Origin of the sequence: Stenotrophomonas sp. SBJS02, from assembly GCF_020428325.2 — a bacterium.
Taxonomy (GTDB): Bacteria; Pseudomonadota; Gammaproteobacteria; order Xanthomonadales; family Xanthomonadaceae; genus Stenotrophomonas; species Stenotrophomonas africana.
In genome coordinates, this window is record NZ_CP109812.1 from 3,790,367 (window position 1) to 3,815,295 (window position 24,929).

20 protein-coding genes and 2 pseudogenes are annotated in these 24,929 nt (G+C 64.9%); 13 read left to right on the forward strand and 9 right to left on the reverse strand.

From position 1 onward, the window contains the following. Both FQS62_RS17545 and rluD read right to left on the reverse strand, forming a co-directional pair. Positions 1-772, reverse strand: a pseudogene (locus FQS62_RS17545) (laccase domain-containing protein). Then, positions 772-1,761 (reverse strand): 23S rRNA pseudouridine(1911/1915/1917) synthase RluD, encoded by a 990-nt coding sequence (gene rluD, locus FQS62_RS17550; protein WP_208042991.1) that lies wholly within the window; start codon positions 1,759-1,761, stop codon positions 772-774. Before rluD ends, FQS62_RS17545 begins: the two are co-directional and overlap by 1 nt. Before the next feature lie 113 nt (positions 1,762-1,874). Between rluD and FQS62_RS17555 the strand changes: the two genes are divergently transcribed. Together FQS62_RS17555 and FQS62_RS17560 are read left to right on the forward strand one after the other, a co-directional pair. Beyond that, positions 1,875-2,762, forward strand: a complete 888-nt coding sequence (locus FQS62_RS17555) for an outer membrane protein assembly factor BamD (RefSeq protein WP_049447469.1) — start codon at positions 1,875-1,877, stop codon at positions 2,760-2,762. Positions 2,763-2,984: 222 nt separating this feature from the next. After that, complete coding sequence (locus tag FQS62_RS17560) at positions 2,985-4,187, forward strand: alpha/beta hydrolase family protein (RefSeq protein WP_208042992.1); 1,203 nt, start codon at positions 2,985-2,987, stop codon at positions 4,185-4,187. A gap of 146 nt (positions 4,188-4,333) precedes the next feature. Here FQS62_RS17560 and FQS62_RS17565 read toward each other — a convergent pair whose 3' ends face one another. Continuing rightward, a complete protein-coding gene (locus FQS62_RS17565; RefSeq protein ID WP_208042993.1) occupies positions 4,334-5,968 on the reverse strand; it encodes an NAD+ synthase in 1,635 nt (544 codons plus the stop codon). A 354-nt stretch (positions 5,969-6,322) separates the two neighbouring features. On the opposite strand from FQS62_RS17565, the gene FQS62_RS17570 reads away from it, so the two are divergent. The 6 genes from FQS62_RS17570 (at position 6,323) to FQS62_RS17595 (ending at position 11,646) form a co-directional block, all read left to right on the forward strand. After that, positions 6,323-6,499, forward strand: coding sequence for a hypothetical protein (locus tag FQS62_RS17570; RefSeq protein ID WP_154349552.1), 177 nt, complete (start codon positions 6,323-6,325; stop codon positions 6,497-6,499). A gap of 58 nt (positions 6,500-6,557) precedes the next feature. Then, positions 6,558-7,232 carry a hypothetical protein gene (locus FQS62_RS17575; RefSeq protein ID WP_141097651.1) on the forward strand — a complete coding sequence of 225 codons (675 nt, stop codon included), beginning with the start codon at positions 6,558-6,560 and terminating at the stop codon, positions 7,230-7,232. Next, entirely contained in the window at positions 7,226-8,239 is a 1,014-nt protein-coding gene (locus tag FQS62_RS17580) for a lysophospholipid acyltransferase family protein (RefSeq protein WP_049447473.1), read from the forward strand. Before FQS62_RS17575 ends, FQS62_RS17580 begins: the two co-directional genes overlap by 7 nt. After that, complete coding sequence (locus FQS62_RS17585) at positions 8,233-9,249, forward strand: TraB/GumN family protein (protein ID WP_208042994.1); 1,017 nt, start codon at positions 8,233-8,235, stop codon at positions 9,247-9,249. The genes FQS62_RS17580 and FQS62_RS17585 overlap by 7 nt, the downstream gene beginning before the upstream one ends. A gap of 318 nt (positions 9,250-9,567) precedes the next feature. After that, the gene (locus FQS62_RS17590) at positions 9,568-9,837 is read left to right on the forward strand and encodes a hypothetical protein (protein ID WP_049447475.1); all 270 of its coding nucleotides are present in this window, start codon (positions 9,568-9,570) and stop codon (positions 9,835-9,837) included. Positions 9,838-9,888: 51 nt separating this feature from the next. Then, positions 9,889-11,646, forward strand: coding sequence for an ABC transporter transmembrane domain-containing protein (locus tag FQS62_RS17595; protein ID WP_208042995.1), 1,758 nt, complete (start codon positions 9,889-9,891; stop codon positions 11,644-11,646). A gap of 117 nt (positions 11,647-11,763) precedes the next feature. On the opposite strand, the gene sucD is transcribed toward FQS62_RS17595, so the two are convergent. After that, entirely contained in the window at positions 11,764-12,639 is an 876-nt protein-coding gene (gene sucD / locus FQS62_RS17600; protein ID WP_017356169.1) for a succinate--CoA ligase subunit alpha, read from the reverse strand. Between the two features lie 20 nt (positions 12,640-12,659). Beyond that, positions 12,660-13,829, reverse strand: a complete 1,170-nt coding sequence (sucC, locus tag FQS62_RS17605) for an ADP-forming succinate--CoA ligase subunit beta (RefSeq protein ID WP_208042996.1) — start codon at positions 13,827-13,829, stop codon at positions 12,660-12,662. Positions 13,830-14,234: 405 nt separating this feature from the next. On the opposite strand from sucC, the gene FQS62_RS17610 reads away from it, so the two are divergent. Both FQS62_RS17610 and FQS62_RS17615 read left to right on the forward strand, forming a co-directional pair. Next, positions 14,235-15,848 (forward strand): sensor histidine kinase, encoded by a 1,614-nt coding sequence (locus FQS62_RS17610; RefSeq protein ID WP_049447477.1) that lies wholly within the window; start codon positions 14,235-14,237, stop codon positions 15,846-15,848. Between the two features lie 60 nt (positions 15,849-15,908). Continuing rightward, on the forward strand, positions 15,909-17,282 hold the full coding sequence (locus tag FQS62_RS17615) for a sigma-54-dependent transcriptional regulator (protein ID WP_049447478.1): 1,374 nt from the start codon (positions 15,909-15,911) through the stop codon (positions 17,280-17,282). A gap of 105 nt (positions 17,283-17,387) precedes the next feature. On the opposite strand, the pseudogene pilB reads toward FQS62_RS17615, so the two are convergent. The 3 genes and pseudogenes from pilB to FQS62_RS17635 form a co-directional block, all read right to left on the reverse strand. After that, a pseudogene (gene pilB, locus FQS62_RS17620) lies at positions 17,388-19,116 on the reverse strand (type IV-A pilus assembly ATPase PilB). Between the two features lie 93 nt (positions 19,117-19,209). After that, entirely contained in the window at positions 19,210-19,626 is a 417-nt protein-coding gene (locus FQS62_RS22305; RefSeq protein ID WP_208043038.1) for a pilin, read from the reverse strand. A 105-nt stretch (positions 19,627-19,731) separates the two neighbouring features. Then, on the reverse strand, positions 19,732-20,184 hold the full coding sequence (locus tag FQS62_RS17635) for a pilin (protein ID WP_208043037.1): 453 nt from the start codon (positions 20,182-20,184) through the stop codon (positions 19,732-19,734). A gap of 361 nt (positions 20,185-20,545) precedes the next feature. On the opposite strand from FQS62_RS17635, the gene FQS62_RS17640 reads away from it, so the two are divergent. The 3 genes from FQS62_RS17640 to coaE are packed head-to-tail and all read left to right on the forward strand — an operon-like array spanning position 20,546 to position 23,300. Next, positions 20,546-21,805: a type II secretion system F family protein gene (locus tag FQS62_RS17640; RefSeq protein WP_099589893.1), complete on the forward strand. Its 1,260-nt coding sequence runs from the start codon at positions 20,546-20,548 to the stop codon at positions 21,803-21,805. An 8-nt stretch (positions 21,806-21,813) separates the two neighbouring features. Then, complete coding sequence (locus tag FQS62_RS17645; protein WP_049447482.1) at positions 21,814-22,677, forward strand: prepilin peptidase; 864 nt, start codon at positions 21,814-21,816, stop codon at positions 22,675-22,677. Between the two features lie 11 nt (positions 22,678-22,688). After that, complete coding sequence (coaE, locus tag FQS62_RS17650; protein ID WP_057499452.1) at positions 22,689-23,300, forward strand: dephospho-CoA kinase; 612 nt, start codon at positions 22,689-22,691, stop codon at positions 23,298-23,300. Between the two features lie 300 nt (positions 23,301-23,600). Here coaE and FQS62_RS17655 read toward each other — a convergent pair whose 3' ends face one another. Continuing rightward, positions 23,601-24,929 carry a sensor histidine kinase gene (locus FQS62_RS17655; protein ID WP_080354893.1) on the reverse strand — a complete coding sequence of 443 codons (1,329 nt, stop codon included), beginning with the start codon at positions 24,927-24,929 and terminating at the stop codon, positions 23,601-23,603.

The following is a 24,929-nucleotide window of genomic DNA, read 5'->3' on the forward strand; positions in this document are numbered from 1 at the left end:
TCAGGGCGCGATCCAGGCCAGCGTCGCCATGCGCCCGGTGCGACGGTCGCGCCGGTGCGAATACAGGTCCGGATCGGCCATGGTCGACACCGTACCGCCATGCACCTGGGCCGGGTCCATGCCCGCCGCCTGCAGGCGCTGCCGTGCCAGGGCGAACAGGTCCACCTTCCAGTGGCCCGGCCGGTCGCCACGAAGGCCGCCTCGGCAGCCGGATCGTGCCCGACGAAGGCGTGGTAGACCTCCTCGCCGATCTCGTCAGTCAGCCGGCCCGGCCGCCGGGCCCAGCCAGGCCCGCAGCTTCCCTGACACTTGCCTTGATCTCAGTGGCGATTGGCGTGGGCATGCCGTCGGCCAGCCCGCGCCAACCGGCATGGGCGGCGCCCACCTCGCTGCCATTGGCAGCGGCGAACACCACCGGCAGGCAGTCCGCGGTCAGGATCGCCAGCACCACGCCCGGCACCGAGGTCACCGCGGCATCGGCCACCGGCTCGCTCGCTCCTTCCACAGGTGGTGCGTTGAAGCGCAGCACCGTACTGCTGTGCACCTGACGCAGCCAGTGCGGTGCTGACGGCAGCGCCAGCCCCTGCTGCAGCAGCTGGCGGTTGTGCTCGACGTTGGCCGGGGTATCACCATCGGCCGCGTGCCGGTTGCCCAGGTTGAACTGCGCGAACGGTGCCGGCGAAATGCCTGCGCCGTACCGACGCGTTGTCAGCGCCTGGATGCCCGGAGGCGCCGGCCAGTCCGCCTGCAGCACCGGCAGCGCGGCCGCCATCACCAGCGATCCCGCTCGCGCGCAGCGAAGGCTTCGCTGTCTTCGCGCAGCACCTTCATCAGGTGCAGCATGTCGTCCGGCACCGGCGCAGTGTTGCGCACCGGCTCACCGGTGATCGGATGGGTGAACTCCAGGGTCTCGGCGTGCAGGGCCTGGCGCTTGAAGCCACGCAGCGCGGCCACCAGTTCGTCGCTGGCGCCCTTGGGCAGCTTCAATGCGCCGCCGTACAGCGGGTCGCCGATGATTGGATGGCGCTCGTGCGCCATATGCACGCGGATCTGGTGGGTACGGCCGGTTTCCAGGCGGCACTCCAGCGCGGTGTGCGCACGGAAGCGCTCGCGCAGGCGGTAGTGGGTGATCGCTTCCTTGCCGTCTTCGCGCACCGCCATCTTCAGGCGGTCACGCGGGTGGCGGTCGATCGGGGCATCGGCGGTACCGCCGGCCACCAGCGCGCCCATCACAATGGCCAGGTACTGGCGATGCACGTCGCGTGCGGCCAGCTGCTCGACCAGCGCGGTCTGCGCTTCCAGGGTCTTGGCCACCACCATTACGCCGCTGGTGTCCTTGTCCAGGCGGTGCACGATGCCGGCGCGCGGCAGCACCGCCACCGACGGGTCGCGGAACAGCAGGGCGTTGACCAGGGTGCCGCTATGGTTGCCGGCCCCCGGGTGCACCACCAGGCCCACCGGCTTGTTGATCACCAGCAGGTGCTCGTCCTCGAACAGCACGTCCAGCGGGATGTCCTCCGGCTGGGCGTCGGTCTGGGTTTCGAGCACCACGTTGAGGGTCACGACCTCGCCGCCGCGCAGCGGATCGCGCGGGCGCACCTGGGCACCATCCAGCAGGACGTCGCCCGTCTTGATCCACTCGGTCAGGCGCGAACGCGAGTATTCGGGGAACAATTCGGCCACCACGGCGTCGAAACGACGGCCGGCGGCGGTGTCGGGGACGATGGCCTGGCGGGCCGATTCAGAGGGTTGTTCAGACATGGCAGGGGGGATTCTTTGAAATTTTGGGGTCCCGGCGGCCGGTTTCAGTCGCTGGACAGGACACTAGGCTATCATCGACCCTTCGTATTCCAGCCGCGTCCCGCCTCGACCTCATGATCCGACGCTCCGCCATGCTCTCCGCGCCCGTCCGCCTCACCGCCCTGCTGCTGGTGCTGGTCATCGCCGCCACTGGCTGCCACCGTGGTGCCAAGAAGGGCGATCGCCCCGATGAAGGGACGCCGGTCGAACAGTTGTACGAGAAGAGCCACAAGCTGATGCAGGGTGGCAACTGGAGCGGGGCTGAATCCAGCTTCCGCCGCCTGGTGGCCCAGTATCCGTACGGCCCGTACACCGAACAGGCGATGATCGAAACCGCCTACGCACAGTACAAGGCCGGCAAGCACGATGACGCGGTGTCCAGCATCGACCGCTTCATCCGTACCTACCCGACCCACCGCAACATCGCGTACATGTACTACCTGCGCGGCCTGGCCAACTCCAACCGCAGTACGGTTTTCCTGCGCCGCGTATGGTCGCTGGATGCAAGCCGCCGCGACCTGTCCACGCCGCACCAGGCGTATTCGGACTTCAACATCGTGGTCGACCGCTACCCGAACAGCCGCTATGCCGCCGATGCGCGCCAGCGCATGCTGGAGCTGCGTGACGTGTTCGCCCAGCACGAGCTGGACAACGCCCTGTACTACATGCGCCGCGGCGCCTGGGTCTCGGCCGTAGGTCGCGCCAACTACCTGCTGGAAACCTACCCGCAGAGCGCCTTCCAGTACGACGCCGTAGCTGTGCTGGCCGATTCCTACACCCACCTGGGCAACAAGACCCTGGCCGACGACGCCCGCCGCGTCCTGCAGCTGAACCAGCCGGACCACCCGTGGCTGGAAGGCAAGTGGCCGAAGTACCCGTGGATGATCCGCAAGCTGAACCCGTTCGCCGGCGAGAAGTCCGCCAGCACCGGCCAGCGCAACGCGCGACTGGAAAAGAAGTAAGAAAAGGGCCCCGCAAGGGGCCCTTCCCTTTTGTAGAGTCGAGCCATGCTCGACTGCTCTTCGCAAGACGCACCAAGCACGACGCTCCTTCATCGGCGGCATCCCGCATCCCGCCTAGGAATTCTACGAATCCCCGGCGGATGCGACGCCGGTCGCAGCCTGCTCTGGCGAGGCCCTCCACACTGCGGCGCAACGGTCATCCCGGCCGTGAAGGAGCGCCCCATGACCCCACCGCCCCGCCGTATCCGCCCCCTGACCTGCCTCCTCGCCGCCACCCTGCTGGCGCTGTCCTCCGGCCCCTTGGCTGCCGCACCAGTTGCACCGGGCGATCTGCTGTCTGCGGCCCCCTATCGCGCGTCATGGGTACCGTCCAAGGCCGCGCAGGCCTACAAGCTGCACTACCGCACCCCGGACCATCGCGGCCAGCTGGCCGAAGGCACCGGCCTGCTGTACCTGCCCGCCGGCGCGGCTCCTGCAGGTGGCTGGCCGGTGGTGTCGTGGGCACATGGCACCCAGGGCATCGCGGACCGCTGTGCGCCTGCAGTGTCCGGCCCCTACCAACCCGAACGCGACGGACGCTTCCTCGATCAGTTCCTGGCACAGGGCTATGCGGTGGTGGCCGCAGACTACCAGGGCCTCGGCAATCCAGGTGACCATGCCTATCTGCATGTGCGCACTGCCGCGCGCAACGCCATCGACCTGATCAAAGCCAGCCGCCAGTACCTGGGCACCGCAACGCTGTCGCCGCGGTGGGTCTCGGTCGGCCATTCGCAGGGCGGCGCCGCCGCGCTCACGGCAGGCCACATCGCCCCCACCTATGGCGGGCCGGCGTTGCACTACCGCGGCAGCTTCACCACTGGTACGCCCACCGCGGTCGAGCTGACCGCGCTGGTGATGAAACCGGACAACCGCACCGCCAATCCTGGCGCGCTCAATGCGTATCACGCGTATCTGCTCGATGGCCTGCTGCAGGTCGCGCCGCAGATCGACCGCGTCCTCAGCGACACCGGCCGCGCCCGCGTGGCAGTGGCACGCGAGCAGTGCCTGGGCGAACTGGCCGCCACGCTGGACGGTGCGGATACCGGCAGCATGTTCACTGCACCGCTGACCAGCGTGCCGGGCATCTGGGCGGTGTTGTACGACTATCTCGGCGTACCGCGCCGCGGTTTCAGCCAACCACTGATGCTGGGCCATGGCAGCGCGGACCGCGATGTGCCCTATCTGACCACGCTGCTGTACGCCGCAGGCCTGGCCCTGCGAGGCGAGCCGGTCGCGTTCCGTCGCTATCCGGTCGACCACCGCGGCACGCTGGACGCGGCCGCTGCGGATGGCCTGGCGTTCGTGCGCGCACGGCTGGGGGATGCGCACTTCAATGAAGCGGCCGAGACCGCCCATCTGGAACAGGTACTGGACGAGTCCCCGTAAATCCACGCCATGCGTGGACAGCCCGAAATGTAGAGTCGAGCCACGCTCGACTGTCTCTGAGCCGAGCATGGCTCGGCTCTACAACAGATCCACGCCCACGCGTGGAGGGCCCGGTAGCGGCGGGCCAAGGCCCACCGCCCGCTGCCTCAGCCCTTGTAGCCGTTGCTGATCGGGTAACGACGCTCGCGGCCAAACGCCCGGCGCGACACCTTCGGCCCCGGCGCGGCCTGATGCCGCTTCCACTCGCTGATGCGCACCAGGCGCAGCACGTGGTCGACTACGGCCGCGTCGTAACCGGCGGCCACGATCTCCGTGCGCGACTGCTCCTGGTCGATGTAGCGGTACAGGATGCCGTCCAGCACGTCATAGGCCGGCAGCGAATCCTGGTCCAGCTGGTTCTCGCGCAGCTCGGCCGACGGCGGACGGCTGATCACCGCCGGCGGGATCACCGGCGCGCCGCCCACGGTGTTGCGCCACTTGGACAGCCCGAACACCTCGGTCTTGTAGAGGTCCTTCAGCGGCGCGTAGCCACCACACATATCGCCGTAGATGGTGGCGTAGCCGACCGCGTACTCGCTCTTGTTGCCGGTGGTCAGCAGCAGGCCGCCGAACTTGTTGGCCAGCGCCATCAAGATCACACCACGACTGCGCGACTGCAGGTTTTCCTCGGTCACGTCCGGGGTCGTGCCTTCAAACATCGGCGCCAGTGATTCCATCAGGCCCTTGAACGCCGGTTCGATCGACACCGCCTCCAGCTTCACGCCCAGTGCCTGGCACTGTTCTGCAGCCAGGTCATTGGACAGGCCGGCGGTGTAGCGCGACGGCAGACGCACGGCAGTCACGTTCTCCGCGCCCATCGCGTCCACGGCCATGGCCAGCACGATCGCCGAGTCGATGCCGCCGGACAGGCCCAGCCAAACCTTCTTGAAGCCGTTCTTGCGGCAGTAATCCTGGATGCCACGGGTCACTGCGCGCCAGGCCAGCGCGTCCACGCTCTCGTCGCCGTCGTCCATCCACACGTGCGGCATGAAGCGGCGGGTTTCACCGTCGTACTCCACAACCAGCCATTGGTCGACGAAGGCGGCGGCGGCCGGGTGCACCGTGCCGTCACCATCGGCCACCACCGAGGCGCCGTCGAACACCAGCGCGTCCTGGCCACCGACCACGTTGAGGTAGGCAATCGCCGCGCCGCTTTCGCGGGTGCGCGCCGCCAGCACGGCATCGCGCTGGGCGTGCTTGCCACGCTCGTACGGCGAAGCATTGGGCACCACCACCAGCTGCGCACCGGCGCGCATGGTGTCGGCCAGCGGTTCGGCGAACCACAGGTCCTCGCAGATCAGCAGGCCCACCGGAATGCCGTTGACCTCGAACACGCAGCTGCCGCCATCCGGATCGACATCGAAGTAGCGGCGCTCATCGAACACCGCGTAGTTGGGCAGCTCGCGCTTGCGGTAGGTCTGCTCCACCAGGCCGTCACGCAGCACGCTGGCGGCGTTGTAGACCACCGCGCCAGCCGCCTGCGGCCAGCCGACCACGGCGGTGATGCCACGGCAGGCAGCAGCGATACGGCCCATCGCCTGCTCGCATTCGTACAGGAAGCCGGGACGCAGCAGCAGGTCCTCCGGCGGATAACCGCTCACCGCCAGCTCGGGGAACATCACCAGCTCGGCGCCATACTCGTCGCGCGCCTGGCCGATCATCTCGATGATGCGCTCGGTGTTGCCGGCGACATCGCCGACCGGGAAATCGAACTGCGCCATCGCGATGCGGATCGAAGCCATGGGAATCCAGCCTGTGGTTGCAATTGCACCATTCTAGGCCTTTGGACACGGACCGGTCAGGCCCGATGCATGCGATCGGTCCGCCCCGAGTCGCGCAGACCTGGACCACGTTTCCCTGCCGGCCAGGCACTGCCATCGCCTCCTCGAATGTCCGTCCTGGGGCTATTGATTTTCGCCTTCATCAGTAGCACTCTCCCATTCACGAAAAATTCATGGTGATCACCTTCGACGGCTCAGATCACCGCGCAAGCTGGTTCAAAAAGGAATTTGGACGTTGTGTCCAGATTGGCCGGCCAATTCGGTCCGGCTATTGATCGCTGTATCCAATTGGAATGGAGAATCAGGATGAGTTCTATGGCATTGGATGTCGCAGGCTTTGAAGCTGGGATGCTGCAGAGGGCCGAAGACGCAACGTCGATTGGCACCGCATTTGAAGTGGTGAGGAATGGTGCGGTAGCACTGTTCTGCTCGGACTGTTGCGGCAGCAACGGCAATGACTGCGTGCCGGAAATCGACCCGGGCATCAACTGACGCAGATCGAGGGCGAAGGCGGTTGCCTTCGCCCTCTTCATTATCGAGAGCACATTCCATGGATGGATTCAACGCACCGGAGGAGTTCGAGCGGAGCCTCCATGCCTATGCAGGCAGTGACCACGCTGGCACCAACGCTCTTGCGCTGGTCCTGCCATCCACGCGTGCAGTCTTGACCAGAAGCAGACAGCTCGCAGATGCAGGGCGCCTACGCGTTGTGTGTAACGAGAACAGCCCTGGGTTGAGCGCAAGCGGCATGGTTCGGCTGGCGCAGTCCGGCCAGCGACCAGCACTCGTCATTTTCTCGGACCAGCTTGTCTCAGCACACGAAGCAACCCTGCTGATTCGGACCTCGCGCGAGGACATCTACGTCTCGCCGCTCGAAATGATCCTCAATCAGCGCTACGGCTATGCACTGTCGTTCTGGGGCATACAGGGCTATTCCACGATCGAGGCCCATTCGGCCGACAGCAGCGCGATCCTGCACGGGATCATCGACCATCTTCACCAGTGCAGCAGCCTGGGGGATCAATGGTTGCTGCGCGAACAACAGTCACTGCGCAGGCCGGCGATCAGGACATACAACGCGCGCAGAAAGATCAGGATGTTCCGATCCGCACTGCTGGCACAGTACCAACCCGACAGTATCGATGCCGAACTCGACGCCTTGATGGAAGCGATCGATACGCTTGAAGGCGATGTCGTTGATCGACAGGGAAGGCTTGCATGCTGATTCCGCAATTGTTGACTCAACTTGCCCGTCCCTTGCGCCGCCTTGATCGGCGGATTGCCTGGATCGAGTCGATCATCAAGACCCCTCTGACCGACGACGACGAGCACTACCTGCGTGTTGCCTGCGCCGAATCGGGAAACACGAGATTTGGCGAGTACTACTACTGGTACCTGCAGAAGCTGTTCGTTGCCAACGTTCTGCGGCGTGGGAACCGGACCGAGTTCCTGTCCCTGCTCAGTCGCGCCGACCGAACGGACTACAGCGCATTCGATGAACTGGCACGTACGCCACGCGGGCTTCTGATCGCAGTGCCGCACCATGCCCACTACATTCTGTCGATCATCATGCTGGCGGAGCGTTTACGGCACGAGCGGAAAACCTTCCTGTTCTATGGAAACCCGGAAACCCATCCAGGCAACGAAATCTTCGACAGGCTCAACGGCTGGTTCTGGAACGAGGACAACGGTGTTGGTTTCGTCCATGACACCCGCAAAGGCCTGGCAACAGCCATCCGTGAACTGAGGGCAGGCGCAGCCGTCTTCATCCTGCCGGACGTTTTCAAGGACGAGAACGCCACGTACCCCATCAGCTTCTGCAAGCGCTCGATGAGCATCATGCTCGGCACCGCCGCATTGTCCCGCAGGACCGATGCGCTGATCGTCCCGATGATCTCCACCCCCGTCGCGTCGGGCCTGGGTTTCAGGAGCGTTTTCGCACCGCCGTGCGCTGAGCCGGCACCTGCAGCACAGGGCCAGTCCGAACGCAGGCTGCTTGCAGACGACTACCGCGTCATGCGCGGGCTCTTCGCCTTCTATGAACACCACATGCAACACCAGCTGATCTACTGGCAGAACGTACGGCAACACATCGCCCAGAACGGCCCTCATCTTGAGGTGCCGAGGTCCGATGTGGCGCGCGTGGCCGGGCTGCTGGCCCGCGACCCCGACATGCTCGCCCCTACCGCAGTAATTGACCTGAGAAGAGACGCAACGGCACCCACATGCTGAAACAGAAATCACGTCTTGTGCTCCTCATTGCATTGGCGCTTTTCGCGGCGGGCATCAACTGTGCCGCCGCAGCAGATGCCACCGAGCCCCCATTGCGCACCCTTGATACCGTCGTGGTGTCTGGGATTGCACCGGGTCCCGGACTCTGGAGAGTCTCGCGTGGCGAGCACACACTCTGGATCCTGGGCACGCTCAAGCCGGTGCCATCCTCGATCACATGGGATTCGGCAGCGGTGCGAGAGGTGATTGCCGAGGCTCAGGCCGTGCTGTGGGAGCCATCCTTCACCGTAGACGTCGACACCGGCTGGCTCGGCAAGCTGTCGCTTGGCTACAGCTACATGAAGGCACAGAACAATCCTGGCAATGCGCAACTCAAAGACATCCTGGCACCGGATGTATACGCGCGCTGGCAGAATCTGCGCGACACGTACCTCGCTGGCCGCAGCAACCTCGAAGGCAAGCGCCCGCTTGCCGCGGCGGACGAGCTGATGTCGACAGTGATGGCCCAGCGTGGCCTGAGCAACAAGGGGGTGGTCGCTCCCGTCATCGTCGCCGAAGTGAAGGCGCGCGGCATCGGACTGCACACACCTCGATATACGCTCAAGCTCTCGCGCCAGAACGCCGCGCAGATGCTCAAGGCAGTCAGGTCAACGTCGATCGACGACAGCGCCTGCCTGGTGGCAACCATGGATCTTGTCGAATCCGGCATGGATCGCCTGGTAACCAACGCAAATGCATGGTCTACGGGCGAGACCGCCCGGATCGACGTATCCCTGACCTCGAAACGGGATGAACTATGCACGGACTCGCTCAGCAACGCGCCCGCAGCCCGTGCTTTTGGCATGCCCGACATCCGCACGGTCGTAAGGGAGAAATGGCTTGCGGCCGCAGACAAGGCACTGCAGACCAACACGACGACGCTCGCGGTGCTTCCCATCGCCGACCTGTCCGGCAACGACGGATACATCGATGCGCTGCGCCAGCGCGGATACGAGGTCGAGTCACCTTGAACGCCCTCCCGCAGTGACCGACCGATGTCGCCTCGAGTGGATCGACTATCGGCGCTTTTCCTGGCATCGGCAGCACAACTGACCTTGCTGATCCTGCTGTGCCAGGTCGCCGGCAAGTCACCTGTAAACGTCGGGGATGATGAAACGAGGGTATCGCTCGTGTTCATCGAGCGCCCTCTCGCGCGGGCGCCCGTTCCCGCTGCCATGCCCCGGGCATTGGGAGGGCCCGGCAGGACTGCTGGCCCGGCGCTGCCAGTTGCATCTGCGGCGCCCCGCAGGCCCACGCTGGACGTGGTCGATGAAGCACCTGGACCTGCGATGGCTGTTGCCCCCGCACCGCTCGACCTTGCCATTCGTCCAGATGATATCTCGTTCAAGCGCCCCTCCCTGACAAGACCGACCCAGGCCGCCTTTCCGGCGCGCGAGCCCACATTGCAGGTGAGCGTCGAAGACAACTCATGGATGGGAAGGTATGCACGCATGGGGCGGAGGATGGCGTGCGCAGAACTGCGGCAGGCGCTTGCATCAAACCCCGGCAGTGCCGAGGCCATCATCAGGACGATGGAGCAGCGCAAGTGCATGAACTAGCCATCGCCATGGTGCTTGCTCCAGCAACTGGAACTGACAGGAGCGCCGGGTGTGAATAGAGCCCTCGAGAAGGCCATGCCGGTGGCACGTACCCTCCGGCTGCTGGCGAGTCTTTCGCGCAACCACCTGCCACTCCTGGCGGGTGCACTGACCAGCATCGTGGTTGCAACCACGTTCGCCCTTGCCGTTCCCATCGCCGCAAGGGGCAACCGCGGCTTGGACCTGAACAGCCTGGAGAAGATCGACAACATCTTCCTGACACTTGCCTTGATCTCAGTGGCGATTGGCGTGGCCACGGCAATGCGGGTCTACTTCATCAATCGCCTCGCTGACGAAGTAACCAATGACCTGCGGGGGCAGCTGTTCTCACGATTGCTCGTCCAGCCGCTGGAATTCCATCAGCAGCAGCCATCAACGGAACTGCTTTCACGATTGACCTCGGATATCGAGCACCTGCGGATAGCCATCGGGGTCAGCTTCTCTGTGGCAATACGCAGCGGAATCATGCTGGCCGGTGCGGTCACCATGTTGTTCATTACCGACCCTGGCCTGGCGCTGCTGACGATCGCCGCCATCCCGTTTGCATCGGTTCCCATCGCCGTGGGCTCCAAGCACCTGCGGACCAGCGCGCGCGACTACAATGATCTGCTTGCGCAATCGCGCGTCGTTGCGGCGGAAGCGCTGGGCCATATCAGGGCGGTCAAGGATTTCGCCCGCGAACCCTTCGAGACAGAGCGCCATGCGGCGACGCTCGATGCCAGCGTCAGCGGAGCTCGTCGGCGCACGACCTGGCAGTCTGTGCTGACGGCATTGTCATTGATCGTCATGCTGCTGGGCATCACCGCTGTGTTATGGACAGGCACCCACAAGGTCATGGACCGGACGCTTTCGGCGGGCCAGCTGGGACAGTTCGCCATGTATGCCGTGATGTGCGGCATGGCCGCCGCCGCGCTTCTGGACACATGGGGCGCGCTGCAGCGCTCCGCCGGAGCGACTGATCGCATCACCGCATTTGGTGACCTGCCACACCATGAGGCGCAGGAAACCAGGCTGGTGCAGGCTCTGCAGGGATGCATCCGATTCGAGAATGTCGATTTCTGGTATGCCGCTGCGCCCGACAGGCCCGTCCTGCGACGCTTGAACCTGGACATTGCGAAGGGGGAAAAGGTCGCCATCGTGGGCGCATCCGGCGCGGGCAAGAGTACGCTGCTGTCGCTGCTTCTGCGCCTGCATCCCGTGCGGGCGGGCGCCATCTTCATCGACGGCCACGATATCTCCACGTTCCAGCCTGCAAGCATCCGCAACGCTATCGGCACGATCTCGCAGGCGCCGGCGATTTTCGGCCGATCCGTGCTTGAGAACATCCGATACGGCAAGCTCGACGCTACCGACGAGGATGTCAGGAACGCAGCAGTGTCTTCAGGCGCAGATGCCTTCATCAGTGAATTGCCCGCTGGCTACGATGAGCCCTTGGGCGAACGCGGGGCCCGATTGTCAGGCGGCCAGCAGCAACGGGTAGCCATTGCGCGCGCACTGTTGAAGCGGGCCGATATCCTGCTGCTCGACGAGCCGACATCAGCGCTCGATTCACACGCCGAACAGGCGGTACATGACCATGTTTTCGGAACGGGCACGGGGCCGACCACGCTCATCGTCGCACACCGGTTGCAGACCATTCTTGCCGCCGATCGAATCGTACTCATCGATGAAGGTGCGGTCGCCGCCACCGGGTCGCACGAAGAACTGCTGATCCACAGCGCTCGATACCGCGACCTGATCAGGCCGCAGATGCAGGCCAGGGTCGAGTAATGGCCACCATAGCGTGCCACCCGCAGAACAGGAAAGGCCGCCCGGAGGCGGCCTTTCTGTTTCAAGCAGCCGGCCAGCGGCCGGCTCTACAGAATCGTCTGCCGGAGGCAGTCGATCTTATTTCACCAGCTTGGCGATGGCAGCGCCCAGATCGCCCGGCGAGCGGACGGTGACAACACCGGCCGCTTCCATGGCAGCGAACTTGCCTTCGGCAGTGCCCTTGCCGCCCGAGGCGATCGCACCGGCGTGGCCCATGCGCTTGCCGGCCGGAGCCGAAGCACCCGCGATGAAACCGACGACCGGCTTCTTCACGTGGTTCTTGATGTACTCGGCACCGGCTTCTTCAGCGTCGCCGCCGATTTCGCCGACCATGATGATGCCTTCGGTCTGCGGGTCTTCGTTGAACAGCTTCAGGCAGTCGACGAAGTTCAGGCCGTTGATCGGGTCACCACCGATGCCGATGCAGGTGGACTGGCCCAGACCGACTTCGGTGGTCTGCTTGACCGCTTCATAGGTCAGGGTGCCCGAACGCGACACGATGCCGATCTTGCCCGGCTTGTGGATGTGGCCCGGCATGATGCCGATCTTGCACTCACCCGGGGTGATGACGCCCGGGCAGTTCGGCCCGATCAGCACGGTGTCCGGATGCGAACGGGTCAGCACGTTCTTGACGCGCAGCATGTCCAGCACCGGGATGCCTTCGGTGATGCAGACGATGACCTTGATGCCGGCAGCAGCGGCTTCCAGGATTGCGTCAGCCGCGTACGGCGGCGGCACGTAGATGACCGAAGCGTTGGCGCCGGTGCTCTGCACGGCGTCGGCAACGGTGTTGAAGACCGGCAGGTCGATATGGGTGGTGCCACCCTTGCCCGGGGTCACGCCGCCAACAACCTGGGTGCCGTACTCGATCATCTGAGTGGCGTGGAAGGTGCCCTGCTGGCCGGTGAAGCCCTGCACGATCACCTTGGTGTTCTTGTTAATCAAAACAGACATGGGAATTCCTTGGTGTCGGATCAGGCAGCGTTCTTGACAGCTTCAACGATCTTCTTGGCGCCATCGTTGATGTTGTCAGCCGGGATGATGGCCATGCCGCTGTCACGCAGCAGCTGCTTGCCTTCTTCCACGTTGGTGCCTTCCAGGCGCACCACGACCGGAACCTTGACGCCTACTTCCTTCACGGCGGCGATGATGCCTTCGGCAATCATGTCGCAGCGGACGATGCCGCCGAAGATGTTGACGAAGATGCCTTCAACCTTGTCCGAGGACAGGATCAGCTTGAACGCTTCGATGACGCGCTGCTTGTTGGCACCGCCGCCCACGTCCAGGAAGTTCGCCGGCTCGCCGCCGTTGAGCTTGATGACGTCCATGGTGGCCATGGCCAGGCCGGCGCCGTTCACCATGCAGCCGATGTTGCCGTCCATGGTGACGTAGTTGATGTCCAGCTCCGAAGCGATCACTTCGGTCGGATCTTCCTGGGTCTTGTCGCGCATGGCGACCAGGGCCTTCTGGCGGAACGCGGCGTTGTCATCGCTGTCGAACTTGCCGTCCAGCGCGTACAGGTTGCCGTCGTCCAGGATGGCCAGCGGGTTGATTTCAACCAGGGCGAGGTCCTTTTCGTTGAACAGGCGGTACAGGTTCACCATGATGCTGGCGAACTGGCCGGCCTGCTTGGCGGTCAGGCCCAGCTTGAAGCCGAAATCACGGCCGTGGTAACCCTGCACGCCTTCGACGAAGTCGACGTTCAGCGAGTGGATCAGCTCCGGGGTCTCAGCGGCGACCTGCTCGATCTCCACGCCGCCTTCCGAAGAGGCGATGTAGGTGATGGTCTTGGTGCCACGGTCAACCAGCACCGACAGGTACAGTTCCTTGACGATCTCGCCGGCGGTGGTCACCAGCACCAGGTTGACCGGCAGTTCAACGCCAGCGGTCTGGTAGGTGGCCATCTTGGTGCCGAGCATCTTGGCCGCAGCGGCCTTCACGTCGTCGGTGGTCTTGCAGAACTTGACGCCGCCAGCCTTGCCGCGGCCGCCAGCGTGGATCTGCGCCTTGACCATCCAGGGGCCCTGGCCCAGGGAGTTGGCAGCGGCAACCGCTTCGTCCGGGGTCGCAGCGACCTTGCCGGCCGGGACCGGGATGCCGTACTCGGAAAGCAGTTGTTTTGACTGGTATTCGTGGAAATTCATGCGTCACCGTGGGAATAGGAACGACCGCACGCAATTCCTCAGGGCCCCGGCGGGGCGCCGGCATGGACCGCGGCGGGCCCACTATTGTGGCCGAGCCAGCGCCGGGGCGCAAAGAAGTCTGTACAAAACGCCACAGCCGGGCAGATTTCCGCCGTCATTCAGGCAGTTGCGCCCGGGCCGCGGTTGGCCACGGGTATCCACAGCGGGCCAAATGCGCGATCCAGAGGGCTCCGGCGGCACCTGTCCGTGGGCCCTATACTGGTCAGCCAGGGTGTGTAGAGTCGAGGTTGCTCGACCGCTTCCACCGCAGGCCACATCGAAGCGACGAACCCGCCCGGCTTCAGGGGATGCCAGGCAGGCCCGCCGCAGATTCCAGACCCAGGCAGCCAGAAGGGGAGTTCCGGCGTGTCACCCAGTGCTTCATTGATCGACCGCATCGAATCGATCCCGCGGCGTGAGCTGTACTTCTTTGCGCTGTACCGGGTGCTGATCGCCGCGGTCATCGCCGGCCTGCTCTACAGCCCCTTGTCGGGCATGGTCGGCGAGGCCCACCACCCGCGCCTGGCCGATACCGTCGCGGCCATCTATCTGGTGCTTTCGCTGTTGGCCCTGGTGATTGGCCGCAACGAACGCTGGCTGCGCCCGATCGTGGTCAGCAGCGTGCTGGTGGACATCATCGCCGCCACCCTGCTGGCACACGCCCTGCCCGGCGCCAGCGCCGGCATCTCGATGTCGCTGCTGTTCAACATCGCCGCTGCCGCCACCCTGCTGCCGTTGACCTGGGGCCTGGGCCTGGCGGTCGCTGCCAGCCTGGCCACCGGTACCGAATACCTCTGGAAGGTGCTCGAAGGCGGCGACCCCACCCGCACCCTGGCCGAGCTGGCCATGTTCGCCACCAGCTACCTGGCACTGGCCTTCATCAGCTACCAGGTGGGCAGTCGCGCCCGTCGCAACCAGCAGCTGGCCAACCAGCGCGGCGACGAAGTGGCCAACCTGTTCCAGATCAACGAACTGATCATCCGCCGCATGCGCACCGGCGTGCTGGTGGTGGACGCCGACAACCGCATCACCCTGGCCAATGAAGCGGCCTCGATGCTGCTCGGCGACAACGACGGCATTGGCGAGACAGGACGCCTGGACCTGGCCAGCGCCGCGCCGGAACTGGCGCGCCGCCTGCAGCGCTGGCGCAACGGCTGGGCGCAGGACGAACTGCCGCTGCAGCTCAACCCCGACCAACCCGAAGTACAGCCGCGCTTTGCGCGCCTGCTGGCCGGCAGCGAGCTGGCCCTGGTGTTCCTGGACGACTCCAGCGTGGTCTCGCGCCGCGCCGAATCGCTCACCCTGTCAGCGATGGGCCGCTTCTCGGCCAGCCTCGCCCACGAGATCCGCAACCCGCTGGCGGCAATCAACTACGCCGTGCAGCTGCTCGAGGAAGGCACCGGTTTCAACGAGAGTGACCGCCGCCTGCTGCAGATCATCCGCCAGCAGTGCCAACGCACCAACGGCATCGTCGAGAGCGTCCTTGGCCTCGCCCGCCGTGAGCGTGCCACGCCCGAGAACGTCGACCTGGTCGCCTTCGTGCGACGCTTCGTGCTGGAGTACAAGCAGGGCCAGACGCTGGAGACCGACAGCATCGAGCCGATCATCAGTGACACGGCGGTGATGGCGCAGGTCGACACGAAGCACCTCTACCAGGTGCTGACCGTGCTGGTGCACAACGCACTGAAATACGGCCGCATCGGCCAGCAGCCGGCGCGCGTGCGCCTGCGCGTGGCGCAGCACGAGCGCAGCGCGGTGATCGACGTGATGGACCGTGGCCCCGGTATTCCCGAGACCGTGGCGGCGCAGTTGTTCCGCCCGTTCTTCACTACCTCCGAGCATGGCACGGGCCTGGGCCTGTATATCGCCCGCGAGTTGTGCCGCGCCAACCAGGCACGGCTCGACTACATCCCGGTGCCGGCTGGCGGCTCCTGCTTCCGTCTGGTGCTGCCCGGCCCGCACACGCTGTTGCCCACCTGATTCCAGATCTGTGCGTCAAACATTTGTCGCTTCCAGCCCCCTCGTTTATCTTTCACGCCCATGAACGAAACCCGCAGCGCCCTCGTCGTCGACGATGAACGCGACATCCGCGAACTGCTGGTACTGACCCTCGGCCGCATGGGGCTGCGCATCAGTACTGCCGCCAACCTGGCCGAAGCACGCGAGTTGCTCGCCAGCAATCCGTACGATCTGTGCATCACCGACATGCGGCTGCCGGACGGCAACGGCATCGAGCTGGTCAGCGAGATCGCCCAGCACTACCCGCGCACGCCGGTGGCGATGATCACCGCGTTCGGCAGCATGGACCTGGCGGTGGAAGCACTGAAGGCCGGCGCCTTCGACTTCGTCAGCAAGCCGGTAGACATCTCGGTGCTGCGCGGCCTGGTCAAGCATGCGCTGGAACTCAACAACACCGAACGTCCCGTGCCCGGCCCTGCTGCCGAACAAGGCGCACGCCTGCTGGGTGCTTCGCCGGCCATGGACGTGCTGCGCACCACCATCGGCAAGGTTGCGCGCAGCCAGGCACCGGTCTACATCCTCGGTGAATCGGGCGTGGGCAAGGAACTGGTCGCGCGCACCATCCATGCCCAGGGCGCACGTGCGGCCGGACCGTTCATACCGGTCAACTGCGGCGCCATTCCCGGCGAACTGATGGAGAGCGAGTTCTTCGGCCATCGCAAGGGCAGCTTCAGCGGCGCCCATGCCGACAAGCCCGGCCTGTTCCAGGCTGCGCACGGCGGCACCCTGTTCCTGGACGAAGTGGCCGAGCTGCCGTTGCAGATGCAGGTCAAGCTGCTGCGCGCGATCCAGGAAAAGTCGGTGCGAGCGGTCGGTGCGGCCAATGAGGAGCCGGTGGACGTACGCATCCTCTCGGCCACCCACAAGGACCTGGCCGAGCTGGTCGAGGATGGGCGCTTCCGCCACGACCTGTACTACCGCATCAACGTGATCGAACTGAGGGTGCCGCCGCTGCGCGAGCGCCGCCAGGACCTGCCGGAACTGGCCGCCGCGGTACTGGCACGCCTGGCCCGCAGCCATGGCCGTGCTACCCCGCTGCTGGCGCCTTCGGCGCTGGAGGCACTGGCGCAGTACGCCTTCCCCGGCAACGTGCGCGAACTGGAGAACATCCTGGAACGCGCGCTGGCCCTGGCCGAGGAAGACTGCATCGGCGCCGATGACCTGCGCCTGCCGCAACACGCGCCGCGTGCGCCGGGCAGTGCCGCGCCCGCCGAAGCCGTGGCCGACCTGCAGCCCGGCAGCGCCGCCCTGCCCTCGTACATCGAGCAGCTGGAGCGCAGCGCCATCCAGCGCGCGCTGGAAGAGAACCGCTGGAACAAGACTCGCACTGCTGCGCAGCTGGGGATTACCTTCCGCGCACTGCGCTACAAGCTGAAGAAGCTGGGGATGGAGTAAGCGGTCGGGACCGCGCCATCCACGCATGGCGTGGATCTACTGTAGAGCCGAGCCCACGCTCGGCTGCTCTTCGGTCCCTCAGCCGAGCATGGGCTCGGCTCTACCTCAATCCTTGGTAACGCGATTGATCTCGGCCAGGCTGGTCACACCCGCCGCCGCCTTCTTCAACGCCGACTGCCGCAGGTCATTCACCCCGATCTGCTGCGCCGCCTCGGCAATCTGCAGTGCATTGCCACCGGCCAGCACGATCGTAGCGATCTCATCGGTCATCGGCATCACCTGGTAGAGACCGGTACGGCCCTTGTAGCCCTCAGTGCACTCATCGCACCCCACCGCCTCGTACAGCTCAATGCCTGCGTCCAGCTGCGCCTGGGTGAAGCCCTCGGCCAGCAATGCATGCTCCGGCAGATTCGCCGGGCGCTTGCAGTTGCCGCACAACCGGCGTGCCAGGCGCTGCGCGATCACCAGCGTCACCGAGCTGGTGATGTTGTACGGGGCGATGCCCATGTTCATCAGGCGCGCGATGGTCTGCGGCGCATCGTTGGTATGCAGCGTGGACAGCACCATGTGGCCGGTCTGCGCCGCCTTGATCGCAATCTCGGCCGTCTCCAGGTCGCGGATTTCGCCGACCATGATGATGTCCGGATCCTGTCGCAGGAACGAGCGCAGTGCCGCGGCGAAGGTCATGCCGCGCTTGTTGTTCTGCTGTACCTGGTTGACGCCGGGCAGGCGGATTTCCACCGGGTCTTCGGCGGTGGAGATGTTGCGCGTCTCATCGTTGAGGATGCCCAGCGCCGTGTACAGCGACACCGTCTTGCCCGAACCGGTCGGGCCGGTCACCAGCACCATGCCGTACGGCTTGTGGATGGCCTCCAGGAACAGCTTCTGCTGGTCCGGCTCGTAGCCCAGCTTGTCGATACCCAGCTTGGCCGCGCTGCCATCGAGGATACGCAGCACCACCTTCTCGCCGAACAGGGTCGGTAGCGTGCTGACGCGGAAGTCGATCTGCTTGGTCTTGGACAGGTTGAGCTTGATGCGACCGTCCTGCGGCACGCGCTTCTCGGCGATGTCCAGCTGCGCCATCACCTTCAGGCGCGCGGCAATGCGTTGGTTCAACTTCACTGGCGCGCGCGCCACCATCTTCAGCAAGCCGTCGATGCGCAGGCGCACGCGGTAATCGTCTTCGTAGGGTTCGAAGTGGATGTCCGATGCGCCCTTGCGGATCGCGTCGACCAGCACCTTGTTGACGAACTTCACCACCGGGGTGTCGTCACCCTTGGCGTCGATGCCGGAGTCGCCACCGGCATTGTCCTCGTCACCCAACCCGACATCGAGGTTGGCCATACCCTCGTCATCGCCACCGAGCGCGTCGCCGATGGTGTCGTGGCTGGCGTGCCACTGCTCCAGCGTCCGGCGGATCTGGTCTTCATCAACCAGGATCGGTTCCACCACCAGATTGGTGTGGAACTTGATCTCGTCCAGCGCATGGGTCGGATTGCTGGTACCCACGAACAGCTTGCCACCGCGTTTGAACAGCGGCAGCACGTTGTGCTTGCGCAGCAGTTCCTCGCTGACCAGGCTCATCGCATTCTGGCTGGCGTCGAACGTGGACACGTCGAACAGCGGCATGCCGAATTCGACAGCGTTGGCGGCGGCGAGCTGCGAGGCGCTGACCAGCTTGTTCTGGGCGAACCAGGTGGGCAGCGGCTGGCGGGCGGCGGCGGCCCTGGCCATCGCGTCGTCGGGCGGTGGCCTCGTCGAGGGCGCCGTCCTGCACCAGGCGGCGGGCCAGGCCGGTGATGCCGACGAGGTTGGCGGTGGCAATTGTGTTCATTTGTGCGCTCCTACTCCCCTGCGCAGATTACCGGACTACTCTCGGTTGGCAAACAGGAAACTCCAACCGCGGCAACCTCCCAGCGCAGCCAACTCAGGGACCGCGACAGATAGCCGGCACTTGCCGCTGCCTGCCCGCCCTCATCTGGCAGTCCCAGAGCAGCATCCCGTCGCCGCTGAGGGTCGGAGTGAAATCCAGAGAGACGCTCCCTGCTGCCGCAGTCGTCTGTACTTTCAGCACACCGTTGCCGACGCATGAAAGAGCGGCAACATTCTCGGTAGCGGCAGGCATGGTCGGCACGTCCGCGCAGGCACGCGCATCAAGATTGCCATGCTCCACGACGCTCTCCTCCACCGCTATCTTGAACGGCGCGGTCAATGCAATGCCTTCGGCTACCCGCGCCCGTACGGTGTAATCGCGATAGGCGATCAATGCGACTGCCGCAAGGATGGCGATGATCGCAATGACGATCATCAGTTCGATCAAAGTAAAACCCGTTTGCCGCTTCATCACTCCCCCAAGATCCCCAATTCTCGAGAAGCAGCCCGAATTTCCGAGCCTACATAAAAAGAGGCCCCGCTAAGCGGGGCCTTTTTTTTAGAATCACGCTATCAATCAGCCGGCAGGCGGAGCGCCAGCACCAGCAGTGCGGCAGCTAGCCGGCACGTGCTTCGCTTCACCAGCGGTGAAGGTGCAAGCCCAAGTGATCGGAGAATCCAAATCAGTCTGGCTCGGGGTCAGCTTGAGAATCGGCTGGACCTTTGCACCGGTTGCCTTAGTGGTGATGGTGATGACGCCATTGGCGATGCCAACCGAAGCTACATTGTTCGTGGCCTTGCTCACGTAACCAGCAGCGGCCTCATCGGTGACTGCGGTCGCCAATATGCCCTGCGACTGAGCGGTTTCAGCAACGGCGAGCTTGGCAGCGTCGGCCTGGACCAGGCCTTCCGACACCTTGGCACGGATGGTGTAGTCCTGGTAAGCCGGCAGCGCGATGGCGGCCAGGATGGCGATGATCGCAACAACGATCATCAGTTCGATCAGGGTGAAGCCCTTCTGGTTCTTCATGGTGGTACATCCCCAAGATAAGTGGTGGTTGATGTCGGGGGTGGCGGCCGGCCGGCCAGATGACCGGATGAGCAGGCTGCCCGTCCCCGCGGGTGGATCAACGCAGGTTACGTGCCAGTCTCCCATGGCAGCGTCTCCCCGATTTCCCCGCGCCAATGATGGCAGCAATTTCGCGGATGGGAACCCCCCAGAAGCGAATCTGCGATGGACGCGGCAATGTGACGCGGTACGTCACCTTTCGTCTCGTCAGGTCGAAAACCCTGCGCGGCGTCACGCCAGCAGGCTCCCCGGACGGCCCTGAACCGGCTACCATCGCCGGTCAGGATGCCCGCCTGGGGATGGCGGGCCTTGGGGAGCCAACATGTCTGTCAGTCGCAGTGCGATCAAGAAAGAGCCCGTGGCCCGCGCGACCACGGAACTGCTGCCGTTTGTCTGGGAGGGGACCGACAAGCGGGGCGTGAAGATGAAAGGCGAGCAGTTGGCAAAGAACGCCAATCTGCTGCGGGCGGAGCTACGTAAGCAGGGGATCAACCCCGGCCAGGTCAAAGCCAAGCCGAAGCCGCTGTTCGGCGCAGCGGGAAGTGCCGTCAAGCCGAAAGACATCGCCTTCTTCAGCCGGCAGATGGCCACGATGATGAAGTCCGGCGTCCCGATCGTTTCGTCACTGGAGATCATTGCCGGGGGCCACAAGAATCCCCGGATGAAGAAGCTGGTCGAGACGATCCGTACCGACATCGAAGGCGGCTCTTCGCTGCACGAGGCGATCAGCCGTCACCCGGTGCAGTTCGACGAGCTCTACCGCAACCTTGTACGTGCGGGTGAAGGCGCAGGTGTGCTCGAAACTGTGCTGGAAACCATTGCGACCTACAAAGAGAACATGGAAGCCCTGAAGGGCAAGATCAAAAAGGCCATGTTCTACCCGGCCATGATCGTCCTTGTGGCCTTTGTAGTGTCAGCCATCCTGCTGATGTTTGTGGTTCCGCAGTTTGAAGAGGTTTTCAAGAGCTTCGGCGCCGAGTTGCCTGCGTTTACTCAGATGATCGTGGCTGCCTCGCGATTCATGCTCTCCTGGTGGTGGTTGCTGCTGATTGTCCTTGTGGGCAGTTCTGTAGGCTTCTTCATGGCCTACAAGCGCTCTCCCAAGATGCAGCACACCTTTGACCGTTTGGTGCTCAAAGTGCCGGTCATAGGGCAGATCATGAACAACAGCGCGATTGCTCGTTTCGCCCGCACCACGGCGGTGACCTTCAAGGCCGGTGTGCCACTGGTGGAGGCCCTGGGCATCGTGGCTGGCGCCACCGGCAACAAGGTCTACGAAGAAGGCGTGCTGCGGATGCGCGACGACGTGTCGGTCGGCTATCCGGTCAACATGGCCATGAAGCAGCTGAACCTGTTCCCGCACATGGTCATCCAGATGACCGGCATCGGCGAAGAGGCCGGCGCGCTGGATACCATGCTTTTCAAGGTGGCCGAGTATTATGAGCAGGAGGTCAACAATGCCGTGGACGCCTTGAGCAGCCTGCTGGAGCCGATGATCATGGTGTTCATTGGTACCATTGTCGGTGGCATCGTGATCGGCATGTACCTCCCCATCTTCAAACTCGGCGCCGTCGTCGGCTAAAGGTATCAATGGCATTTCTCGACCAGCATCCCGGCCTCGGCTACCCCGCCGCGGCCGCCCTGGGACTGCTGCTGGGCAGTTTCCTGAACGTCGTCATCCTGCGGCTGCCCAAGCGCCTGGAGTGGCAGTGGAAGCGCGATGCGCGCGAGGTCCTGGAGGAACCGGACTTCTATGAACCACCCCCACCGGGGATCGTGGTCGAGCCGTCGCACTGCCCGCACTGCAAGCACAAGCTGAGCTGGTACGAGAACATCCCGCTGTTCAGCTGGATCATCCAGGGTGGCAAATGCCGCCACTGCAAGGCGCCGATCTCGCTGCAGTACCCGCTGGTGGAGGCGCTGACCTCGGTGCTGGTGCTGGCCTGCGTCTGGCAGTTCGGCTTCGGCTGGCAGGGTTTCGGCGCCATCGTGCTGACCTGCTTCCTGATTGCCCTGTCCGGCATCGACCTGCGCACGCAGCTGCTACCCGACCAGCTCACCCTGCCGCTGATGTGGCTGGGGCTGATAGGCAGCATCGACAACCTGTACATGCCGGCCAAGCCTGCCTTGGTAGGCGCGGCGGTGGGCTACCTGTCGCTGTGGACGGTCTGGTGGCTGTTCAAGCAGTTGACCGGCAAGGAAGGCATGGGCCACGGCGACTTCAAGCTGCTGGCGGCGCTGGGCGCCTGGTGCGGCCTGAAGGGCATCCTGCCGATCATCCTGCTGTCGTCGGTGCTGGGCGCCATCATCGGCTCGATCTGGCTGTACAGCCGGGGCCGTGACCGCGCCACGCCCATCCCGTTCGGCCCCTACCTGGCCGTTGCCGGCTGGCTGTACTTCATGTGGGGTGCGCCGCTGGTGGAGCAGTACATGGTGATGAGCGGGCTGCGCTGAGGGGAGTCCCCATGAGCCGCTATGTGGTTGGCCTGACCGGTGGCATCGCCTCGGGCAAGAGTGAAGTAACCCGGCGCTTCGAGGCGCTGGGCATCGTGGTGGCCGACGCCGATCTGGCCGCCCGCGCCGTGGTGGCCGCCGGCAGCCCGGCGCTGGCCCGCATTGCCGAGCGTTTCGGCGCCGACATGCTGCTGGCCGATGGCGGCCTGGACCGGGCCCGCCTGCGCGCCCATGTGTTTGCCGACCCGGCCGAGCGGACGGCACTGGAAGCCATTACCCACCCGGCCATCCGCCTGCTGATGCAGCAGCAGTGCGAGCAGGCTGAGAGCCCCTATGCGATTGCGGCCATTCCGCTGCTGACCGAGGTGGGTGGACGGAAGGCCTACCCGTGGCTGGACCGGGTGCTGCTGGTGGATGCGCCGGAGGCCGTGCAGCACGCCCGGCTGATGCAGCGCGATGGCATTGATGCCGCACTGGCCGACCGGATGATTGCGGCGCAGGCCAGCCGCGCACAGCGGTTGGCGCTGGCCGACGACGTGGTGGTCAATGATGGGCAGCCGGAGGACCTGCAGGTGCAGGTGGAACAGTTGCATGCGCGGTATCTGGGGTTGGCCAGGGGGTGAGGCCTGGTTGCCGGCCAGCGGCCGGCACTACCGAAGCGAATTCTCGCGTGGATCTGGGGATCTGCTGTAGAGCCGAGCCCATGCTCGGCTGCGACCATCAAGCCCAAGTGCGGCGCGGGCTTGCCAATGCGTGCGCCGGAACACGCGCGGGGCGCGGCAGCGATCACGGTGGTGTCGTGTTGGGCCAGTGATGCGATGCTCGCTTGCGGGGGATTCAGTGGCACAAGCGACACAGGGCGCGATGCAAGGTCGGCAGGGTTCGTGCCGACCAAGGTCGGCACCCACCAAAGCAGGTGCCCTTTACAAGGGCTTCGGCGAGAACGTCAGGGTGGCGATCACGCCACGCTCGCCACCGGGGCGCACGCTCACCTGCCAGCCGTACAGATCGCACAGGCGGCTGACGATCGACAGGCCGATACCGCCGCCCTGCGAGTGCCCGGCATGGGTACCGCGGTACCCGCGCTGGAACAGCTTGGCTGCATCTTCCTCGCTCAGGCCCGGGCCACTGTCGGTTACCGACACCGAATTGGTGCCGACGAACACGCGAACCTCGCCATCCTGCGAGTACTTCACGGCGTTGCCGATCAGGTTGCCCAGTGCCACCGACAGCGCGGCTTCGGGCGCATCGATCACCAGATTGCGCTCGCCTTCCAGCGCCAGCTCCAGCGGTTTGCCACCCAGCTGCGCGCGGTGCGCGTCCAGCAGCTGTTCCGCCACGCGGGCGACGTTGCTGGTGCCCTGCCCGCGCTCGTTGCGCGACAGCAGCAGCAGCGCACCGATCAGATCGCTGCACTGCTGCTCGGCGCGCTGGATGCGCTGCAGGCGCTGCAGCACCTTTTCGTCCAGACCCGGCCGGGTCAGCAGCAGCTCGGTGGCACCCCGGATCACCGCCAGCGGCGTGCGCAGCTCGTGGCTGACGTCTGCATTGAACTCGCGGTCGCGCTGTACCACCTCGGTCAGCCGCGACGAATAGTCGTCCAGTGCCTGGGCCAGCTGCCCCACTTCGTCGTCGGGGAAACGTGGCGCCAGAGGTTCGGGATCACTGGTGCCGCCGCGGTAGGCGCGCAGCCGCGCGGCCAGATCCGACACAGGCTTCATCACCTTCGATGCCGACCACCAGCCCAGCACCAGCGACAGCACGCTGAACACCAGCACCGACAGCACCAGCGCGCGGTTGAGCTGCTTGCCGCCGCGCACGCTGTCGGTCATGTCATAGGCGAGGAAGAACCAGGCGTCGTCAGCCTTGCGCACCGCCAGCTTGTAGGCGTAAGGCTGCCCCTGCTCGTCGGTGCCGCTCAGGTTGTAGTTGCCATTCTGCAGGTCGGCCCACTGCGGCCAGGATTCGCGGGCCTTGTCGAACTTGTCCGCCGAGTAGGCGTACGCCCGGATCTGCTGCACGGGCACCGCCGGATTGCGCCCCGGATGCTCGTAGAAGCGGCGCGCGTACTCTTCGATGTTGTGGTTGATCACGTCTTCCACCAACTGGTTCTCCACCCGCATGCGGGCCCAGTTGGTGGCGAACGCGAACAGTGTTGTCAGGCAGAAGCCCAACAACACGAACGACACGATGATGCGGCTGCGCAGGCGCCGCCGATAGGGCGTGCGCCGGCGCTCCCCCTTGGTTGCCAC